The following is an 8,140-nucleotide window of genomic DNA, read 5'->3' as shown; positions in this document are numbered from 1 at the left end:
GATATCAAAGTTCTTTACCCCGGCGCCCTGGCCGTCGTGGTTCATCCAGAAGTAGTCGTTGATCCCCTGTTGCGGACGCTGGTGGAAGTCGCGGCCGGCCCAGATATAGGCGTTGGGTTGGATTCCAGCACGTTGGTGACCCCGACGTAGGCCTTCTTCAGGTTAACTTCGTCGCTCCAGTGGTCGAACATCACGTTGAGATCCCAGATAGCCCCCTGCGCGCTTTTGAAGGCCTTGCTGATCTGGAATTCGCCGCCGTTGCTTTCGTTGCCCAGACGGCCGATCGCCGAGGCGCCGTTATAGGAGCCGTCGACGCCGACATATTTCTGGTCGCCGGTCTGGAAGTGGGCGCCATAGCGGGCGTAGCCGCTGAACTTGAGGCCGAACGGAATGGCCATATCCGGCGAGGCGGCGGTGGTCTGCGGGTTGGTGATCACGTCGACCTTTTTGTTGGCCGCGGCGTCGATTTTCGCCTGGCGGTCGGCCAGCGCTTTATCAACGGCTTTGGCGACGATGGCGTCGATCTGTTCCTGCGTAAATTCTTGCGCCATGACAGAAATTGGGCACAGCGCGGCGACCACCGCCATGGCTAAAGGCAGTTTTTTTACAGTATTCATGGTTATCTCGCTTTAATAATTAATATATTTCAGATAATAACCATCCCATTCTGGCTAGAATAAATAGCCAAAATAAGCTGATTTGTTTTTTAGGGTACAGCGACGCCGGAGAATAATATTCTCGCTAACGTTATTCCATATTAATTAACGCTGGTACAGATGGATTAATTCTTCTGAGAACTCGCGGGCCAGCAGCGAATTCATCAAATGATCCTGGGCATGTACCATAATCAGCGTCATGGGCTGACGCGCTTCACCGGCATCCTGCCCGATGAGCTGGGTTTGCATCTGATGCGCCCGGCGGGCGTAGCCGTCGGCCTCGTTTAAGAGTAAGCGCGCTTCGTCGATATTTCCGGTTCGGGCCGCATGCAGCGCTTCAAAACATAATGAGCGTGACTGTCCCGCATTAACGATAATTTCCATTACCGCATCTTCTAATTCAATCATGTGTATTCCTGAGGTATTTATTATTTAATAATGCAGTGAAAGTCCATTTTCTGCATTATTACGCTGTCATCTTATTATCTCTCCGGAAGGAGAGGGATTAGCTAACGGTTTCTGCTACCGGAACGCTATTTTTGGCTTTCTCAACTTCGGTTTTCATTAAGGAACGTTCATAAGCGCGCAGGAACGGCAGGTAAATGACCGCCGACATCACCATGCAGATGAGACACATCACCACCGGGCTCAGGGTCCAGTTAGCCGCCCACGACGCGCCAATTGGGGCCGGCGTAGTCCACGGCGTCAGCGAGACCACCTGGCTCAGCCAGCCAAGACGCGTCGCGCCGTAAGCCAGCACCGCGTTGACCATCGGTACGCAGACGAAGGGGATAAACATCATCGGGTTCATGATGATCGGCGCCCCGAACAGAATCGGCTCGTTGATATTAAAGAAGCTCGGCACGATGCCCATCTTGCCGATGGTGCGCAGATGGGTGGCCCGGCTACGCAGCAGCAGGAAGGCCAGCGGCAGGGTAGAACCGACGCCGCCAATCAGCAGATAGTGATCCCAGAAGCCCTGCAGGTAGACGTGCGGCAGTACCGTGCCAGCCGCCAGCGCCGCCTGGTTTGCCGACAGGTTGGCCATCCAGAACGGGTTCATAATGCCGGTAACAATCAGCGAGCCGTGGATACCGGCGAACCAGAAAATCTGGCACATCAGAACAGAGAGCAAAATCGCCGGCAGCGAGTCGGAGGCGGAAACCAGCGGCTCCAGCAGATGCATGATCGCCTGCGGCAGGATCATCCCGGTCTGCGCTTCGATAAACAGATTCAGCGGATGCAGAGTCGCAATAACCACCAGCACCGGGATCAGGATTTCAAACGAACGGGCGACGCCGGTGGGGACCTCTTTCGGCAGACGAATCGTAATGTTGTTTTGCTTCAGCCACGCGTAAACGCGGGTGGAGTAGATGGCGGTGATCAGCGCGGTGAAAATGCCCTGACCGGACAGATACTGAGTGGAAATTTTGCCATCGGCGTAGGGTGCGGCGACCAGCAGGAAAGCCATAAACGCCAGCAGACCGGACATCACCGGATCGAGCTGAAACTGACGACCGAGGCTGGCGCCAATGCCGACCGAGATAAAGAAGGTCATCACGCCCATGCTGAGGTTAAACGGCAGCATCAGCTGTTCGCGGTAGTGCTGGGAGAAATCAAGCCAGCCGCGGGCAAAGCCGTTGGTGGTATCGGGTGAAAACGGCGGAAAGATAAATACCAGCATGAAAGAGCCGATGATCATAAACGGCAAGGCGGCAGTGAAGCCATCGCGGATAGCGATAACGTATTTCTGCTGCCCAAGGCGTCCTGCCAGCGGAGTAATAGATTGCTCGATCACGGCAATCATGGACTGATACAGAGAACTCATTTCAACACCTCTCAGTGCGCCGCTGGGATCAGCGACAGAGCATAATTCAGGACGTTGTCTCCCCGCTGCATACCGTAGTCCATCGTATCGATGGGCTGAACGGGAATGTTCAGGGAAGCCGCTTTGTCAGACAGGGTTTTCAACATGTATTTCACCTGGGGGCCAAGCAACACCACCTGATACTGCGGAAACTGCATGTCAAATTCGGAAACGCCATAGGCGTCAATCTGCACCGGCAGGTCACGTTCATTCGCCGCCTCAACCATCTTTCTGACCAGCAGACTGGTGGACATCCCGGCAGAGCAGCACAGCATAATCTTGTACATCGACGACCATCCTCAAAATGTAAAAAGTTATTGCGTGGGTGATTTGATATCAGACGGAAACCGGTTTCCATTTATAAAAAGCAGAACTGTGATAGTGGTCAAGATCTCCTGCTTATAGGGCGGATTTATTGGATTTCGCTCACATTATTCTGTCGATTTGGCGATGTTTTGCGCTGAAATGGAAAATCGGTTTCCAAAGAAATGGCGAAATGGATATACTGCGCTGGTCACAATTGAAGCGATTCAGGTTTACAGGATTTTGGCGGGACGCGGCGCCCGCGCAGGGGAAAATGATGTCGACAATCAATGATGTTTCACGACTTGCCGGGGTTTCCAAAGCCACGGTGTCGCGAGTGTTGAGCGGCTCACGTGGCGTGAAGGAAGCCAGTCGTCAGGCGGTGCTGCAGGCGGCGGAAGCGCTCAATTACCGGCCAAACATGATAGCCCAGTCGTTGCTCAGCCAGTCCACCGGCTGCATCGGCGTCATCTGCGCCCAGGACAACATCAACCAAACCACCAGCTATCTCTACGCCCTGGAAAAACAGCTCAGCCAGCACCAGAAACACCTGCTGCTGCGCTTCGCCAACACCAGCAACGGCGTGATGAACTCTCTGGAGGAGTTGACCTGCGGGCTGTGCGATAACGTGCTAATCATCGGCGCGCGTTTTCCTCTGAATATTAACCGCCCGGACGTGGTGCTGGTGGACTGCCTCGATAGCGAAGGCGACAACAGTATTCAGTTCGATCATGCTTTCGCCGCCGAAACCGCCTGTCACTATCTGATTAGCCAGGGGAGACGGCAGATTGCGCTGATTCATCCGCAGAGCAGCGGCTTTGCCGACCAGGTGCTGCTGGGCTACAAGCACGCGCTGGAAAAAAACTTTTTGCCGTTTAATCGCAACCTGGTGTTTCTGGATAACACCTCGCCGTCGGTGGCGGTGCAGGAGCTGGTCAATAACGCCACGACGCTGAACTTTAACGCGCTGCTGGTGAGCGATGAACAGCAGGCGCAGCGCGTGGTGCCGCAGCTGCAGGCGTTTAACCGCGCCGTTCCGCAAAATGTCATGGTGTTTAGCCTCGCCGGATCGTTACAGCTGCCCGGTATCCCGACTATCCCGGCGATTGAATATTCCATGGACGCGATGGCGTCGCGGATCGTCAACTGGCTGACCGAGAAAACGGACAACCCGGGCGGCAGCCCGCTGCGCGGCGATTTAATTATTCCGAAGCACTAAACGCTGCTCTTGCCCTGACCCGCCGCCGTTGGCTGCGGGTTTTTTGCTGGCTGGTTTTTGTCGTATCCCTCACATTATAAATAAAACTCATATCTGACGCCGGATTTTCGAACCGGACAGCCTGCGTGACCTGCCTTAAGTTGAGTACGAAAGTTCCACTCAAAAAACACTAACCAGAACATTCGTACCGCCTGCTTGAGGAAGTCACCCTATGAATCACACGAACGTTGTCGATGTGAAAGCGTGGATAGATACCCGCCCGGTCTCGCGCTTTCAATGGAACGTGCTGCTGCTCTGTTTCATCATCATTATGCTGGATGGGTATGACGCCGCGGTGATGGGCTTTGTCGCCCCGGCGCTCATCGAAGACTGGGGTATCAGCCGGGCCGAAATGGGGCCGATTCTTGGGGCGGCCATGTTCGGCGTCGCCATTGGCGCCCTGGTAGCGGGGCCGCTTTCTGACCGCTACGGCCGAAAGCGAATTTTACTCTGGTCGGTGGCGCTGTTTGCGCTGTTCAGCCTGGCCGGCGCCGTGGCGCAAAGCCCGACGCAGCTGGCGCTGATGCGTTTTCTCACCGGCCTTGGCCTTGGCGCCGTAATGCCCAACTGCGTCACGCTGGTGGCGGAATATATGCCGGAGCGGCGTAAAGGGGTGATGATCACCCTGATGTACAGCGGTTTTAACGTGGGTTCCGGCCTCGGCGGCTTTATCGCCGCCGGTTTGTTATCGCATTACAGCTGGCACTCGGCGCTGGTTTTTGGCGGCGTGCTGCCGCTCGTGGTGCTCCCCTTTATGATCGTGATGTTGCCGGAGTCGGCGATGAACATGGTGGCGCGCCGACTACCGGGCGAGCAGATTGCCAGGGCGCTTAACCGGCTTGGGGGCCAGTTTACGGCTGAAACCGTTTTCCAGCTGAATGCGCCGCCCATCACGCGGAGCAGCAAAGTGGCGCAGCTGTTCCGGCATGGCTATGCCCGCGGCACGATAGCGCTGTGGTTAACCTATTTTATGGGGCTGTTCGTGATTTACCTGCTGAACGGCTGGCTGCCAACCATTCTCCGCTCCGGCGGGCTGTCGCTGCAGCAGGCGGCGATGATGACCGGCTTGTTCCAGCTCGGCGGCCCGCTGGGCGGGATCCTTGTCGGTATGCTGATGGATCGCGCTTCGGCGAAAGCCGTGATTGCGGCAACCTATTTCCTCGGCTGTCTGTGCCTGTTGTCCCAGGGGGTGATGGATTTCGGTTCGGCGGCGCTGTCGGTGCTGATTTTTATCAGCGGGATGTGCATTAACGGCGCGCAGAACGGTCTGCAGGCCTATTCGCCAGCCTATTATCAAACCGAGATCCGCGCTACCGGAGTCAGCTGGATGCATGGTATCGGCCGTACCGGGGCTATCCTCAGCTCCACGCTGGGCGGGATGCTGATGCTGGCCGTGCCAGGACACTCGTCGATCTTTTTGGTGCTTGCGCTGCCGGCCTGCCTGGCGGGGATCTGTATTTTGTTGCACCGTATGAATCACGCTAAGCCTCGACTCACAGAGGCAGAACTTGACGCTTTGTCATCCCCCCTCGAACACCGATAAGTGGAGTTATCTGATGGCTAACATTCTCGGCGGTATCGCCGTCTCTCATACCCCGACTATCGGCTTCGCGGTCGATCATCATAAACAGCAGGACCCGGCGTGGGCGCCGATCTTCCAGAGCTTCGAACCGCTGCAGCGCTGGCTGGAGGAGAAAAAACCGGATGCGCTGGTGTACATCTTTAATGACCATGTGACCGCCTTTTTCTTCGATCACTATTCGACTTTTACGCTGGGAATCGACAGTCAATATGACGTTGCCGATGAGGGCGGCGGACCGCGCTGCCTGCCGCCGGTCCAGGGCAACGCGGCGCTCTCAAGGCACATTGGCGCCAGCCTGATGGCCGACGAGTTTGATATGTCGTTCTTTATGGATAAAAAGCTCGACCACGGCCTTTTCTCGCCGCTTTCGGCGCTGTTGCCCTGGGATGAAGCGCAGGGGTGGCCGACGGCGGTGATCCCGTTACAGATCGGCGTGCTGCAATTTCCGGTATCAAGCGCGCGCCGTTGTTACAAACTCGGCCAGGCGCTGCGCCGGGCGATTGAAAGCTTCCCGGAAGATATCAATGTGGCGATTGTCGCGACCGGCGGGCTCTCGCATCAGGTTCATGGCGAGCGCTGCGGATTTAATAATCCCGACTGGGATGCCCAGTTTGTTGATATGCTGGTTAATGACCCGGAAAAGCTTACCGAAATGACCCTTGGCGAATATGCCGAGCTGGGGGGGATGGAGGGGTCCGAAGTGATCATGTGGCTGGTGATGCGCGGCGCGCTATCAGCCAATGTCACCGAAACCTGGCGCGACTATTACCTGCCGTCGATGACCGGTATCGCCACGCTGATCCTTGAGAACAATGCGCGCCTGCCCCCCGTCGATACCCTGACGCGCCATCGCCAGCATATGGCGCAGCAGCTGGCCGGGGTGGAGAAACTGCCGGGAACCTATCCTTTTACCCACGAGCGCAGCCTGAATGGCTTGCGGCTTAACCGTTTCCTGCATCGGCTGATTGAGCCTGCCTGGCGCGAACGTTTTCTGCAGTCGCCTCAGTCGCTTTATGCCGAAGCCGGACTGAGTGAGGAGGAACAGCAGTTGCTCAACGCGCGCGACTGGCGGGGATTAATTCAGTATGGCGCCAGCTTCTTCCTGCTGGAGAAAATGGGCGCGGTGGTCGGCGTATCCAACCTGCATATTTACGCCGCGATGCGCGGGCAGACGCTGGAGGCGTTTCAGCAAACGCGCAACCAGCAGGTAACCTATTCGGTGGCGGGTAAACGTTAAACGGCCCCGTCCTGAACCTGCTGATAAATAAAACGCAACAGCGCCTGCGTCGCCGGGGAGGGCAGGCTGCCGGCGCGAAACGTCAGCCCGATACGCCGGGTGGTATCGGGCAGGGGAACCGGCAACACGCTGAGCAGCCCATTGTCAGTTTCAAAACGCATCTGGCTGGCGGAGACCGCCGCCAGCATGTCGGAGCCCTGCAGTAATCCTCGCACCATCGCCGCATCCCCGGTCTCTACCGTCGGCTGGGGCAGCGGCAGCCCCAGGGTGACAAACGCCTTATCCAGCAAATTGCGCGCCGGCGCGTTGGCGCGCGGCAGCACCCATTGCGCTGTCGCCAGCTGGCTGCGCGGGTCCGGATGGCGCAGCAGCGGGTGGTTATTACGCAGTAAAATCAACATATCCTCTTCGAATAACGCTTCGCTACAGAGGTCCGGGAGATCTTCATCCTGGCGCAGGGCGCCGATAATAAAATCAATATTACCTGCCCGCATATCGGCGACCAGCGACTCATACGGGCTTTCATTGGTCATGAGGGTGATGCCCGGGTGCTGGGCCAGAAAGGCGGCGATGGCGGAGGGCAGTAGCCGGGTCCGGCTCAGCGGCAGGGCGCCAATGCGCACGGTGCCCTCCAGCACCCCGCGACGGGCAGCGAGATCGCTCCAGATGTTTTCCAGCTCGTTGAGCGCTCTGCTCACCGGGGGATAGAGTAGCTCTGCGGCAGGCGTGGGACGCACCCCCTCTGGCGTCCGGCGAAATAGCGCCGAATCCGCTCCTTTTTCCAGGACCTTCAGCGCGGCACTGACCGCCGGCTGAGTGATCCCCAACTGTTGCGCGACGGTTTGGGTATGGTTGACGTGATAGAGCTGAATAAAAATGGCTAAGCGGCGGGTATTGAACAGCCAGCCGGCGTCCGCCAGCGGGCCGCTGCTGCGGGTATGGTGCTTCTGCAGCAGCGCCGGGATGGCCTGCAGGTCGTCAATCGCCCGCCGGGCGCGCGGCAGGATGCACTTGCCATACTCGGTGGGCACCATGCCGCTGTAATGGCGTTCGAACAGCGTGACGTTCAACGCGGCTTCAAGATCGCGAATAGCCCGGGTTATCGCTGACTGCGTGCGGAATAAGTCATCGGCCGCGCGTGAGACGCTACCGCGCAGCGCGACCTGACAGAAAAAGCGCAGCTGCATGATATTTATAATTTTATCGTGCTTTCTCTTTAGCATTGTTCGTCAGGCCT

7 protein-coding genes and 1 pseudogene are annotated in these 8,140 nt (G+C 57.3%); 3 read left to right on the top strand and 5 right to left on the bottom strand.

Features of this window, described 5'->3' with window-relative positions:
* The 4 genes and pseudogenes from HMPREF1024_RS10905 to HMPREF1024_RS10920 form a co-directional block, all read right to left on the bottom strand.
* A pseudogene (locus HMPREF1024_RS10905) lies at positions 1-617 on the bottom strand (carbohydrate porin); the annotation flags it as partial.
* Positions 618-761: 144 nt separating this feature from the next.
* Complete coding sequence (locus HMPREF1024_RS10910) at positions 762-1,064, bottom strand: PTS lactose/cellobiose transporter subunit IIA (protein WP_002923158.1); 303 nt, start codon at positions 1,062-1,064, stop codon at positions 762-764.
* 97 nt (positions 1,065-1,161) lie between these two features.
* The gene (locus HMPREF1024_RS10915; protein ID WP_002923156.1) at positions 1,162-2,484 is read right to left on the bottom strand and encodes a PTS cellobiose transporter subunit IIC; all 1,323 of its coding nucleotides are present in this window, start codon (positions 2,482-2,484) and stop codon (positions 1,162-1,164) included.
* Positions 2,485-2,495: 11 nt separating this feature from the next.
* A complete protein-coding gene (locus tag HMPREF1024_RS10920) occupies positions 2,496-2,810 on the bottom strand; it encodes a PTS sugar transporter subunit IIB (protein ID WP_004145041.1) in 315 nt (104 codons plus the stop codon).
* Positions 2,811-3,103: 293 nt separating this feature from the next.
* Here HMPREF1024_RS10920 and HMPREF1024_RS10925 point away from each other — a divergent pair, with 293 nt between their 5' ends.
* The 3 genes from HMPREF1024_RS10925 to HMPREF1024_RS10935 all read left to right on the top strand — a co-directional run bounded on the left by HMPREF1024_RS10925 (position 3,104) and on the right by HMPREF1024_RS10935 (position 6,903).
* Positions 3,104-4,045: a LacI family DNA-binding transcriptional regulator gene (locus tag HMPREF1024_RS10925; protein WP_020324162.1), complete on the top strand. Its 942-nt coding sequence runs from the start codon at positions 3,104-3,106 to the stop codon at positions 4,043-4,045.
* Positions 4,046-4,256: 211 nt separating this feature from the next.
* Positions 4,257-5,627 (top strand): aromatic acid/H+ symport family MFS transporter, encoded by a 1,371-nt coding sequence (locus HMPREF1024_RS10930; protein ID WP_002923153.1) that lies wholly within the window; start codon positions 4,257-4,259, stop codon positions 5,625-5,627.
* A 13-nt stretch (positions 5,628-5,640) separates the two neighbouring features.
* Positions 5,641-6,903 carry a gallate dioxygenase gene (locus HMPREF1024_RS10935; RefSeq protein ID WP_009308823.1) on the top strand — a complete coding sequence of 421 codons (1,263 nt, stop codon included), beginning with the start codon at positions 5,641-5,643 and terminating at the stop codon, positions 6,901-6,903.
* Here the strand turns inward: HMPREF1024_RS10935 and HMPREF1024_RS10940 are convergent.
* Positions 6,900-8,126, bottom strand: a complete 1,227-nt coding sequence (locus tag HMPREF1024_RS10940) for a LysR family transcriptional regulator (RefSeq protein WP_002923147.1) — start codon at positions 8,124-8,126, stop codon at positions 6,900-6,902. The two genes, HMPREF1024_RS10935 and HMPREF1024_RS10940, sit on opposite strands and share 4 nt — an antisense overlap.
* Between the last annotated feature and the right edge of the window lie 14 nt (positions 8,127-8,140).

Origin of the sequence: Klebsiella sp. 4_1_44FAA, from assembly GCF_000238715.1 — a bacterium.
Taxonomy (GTDB): Bacteria; Pseudomonadota; Gammaproteobacteria; order Enterobacterales; family Enterobacteriaceae; genus Klebsiella; species Klebsiella pneumoniae.
This window is presented reverse-complemented; position numbering and strand designations above follow the sequence as displayed.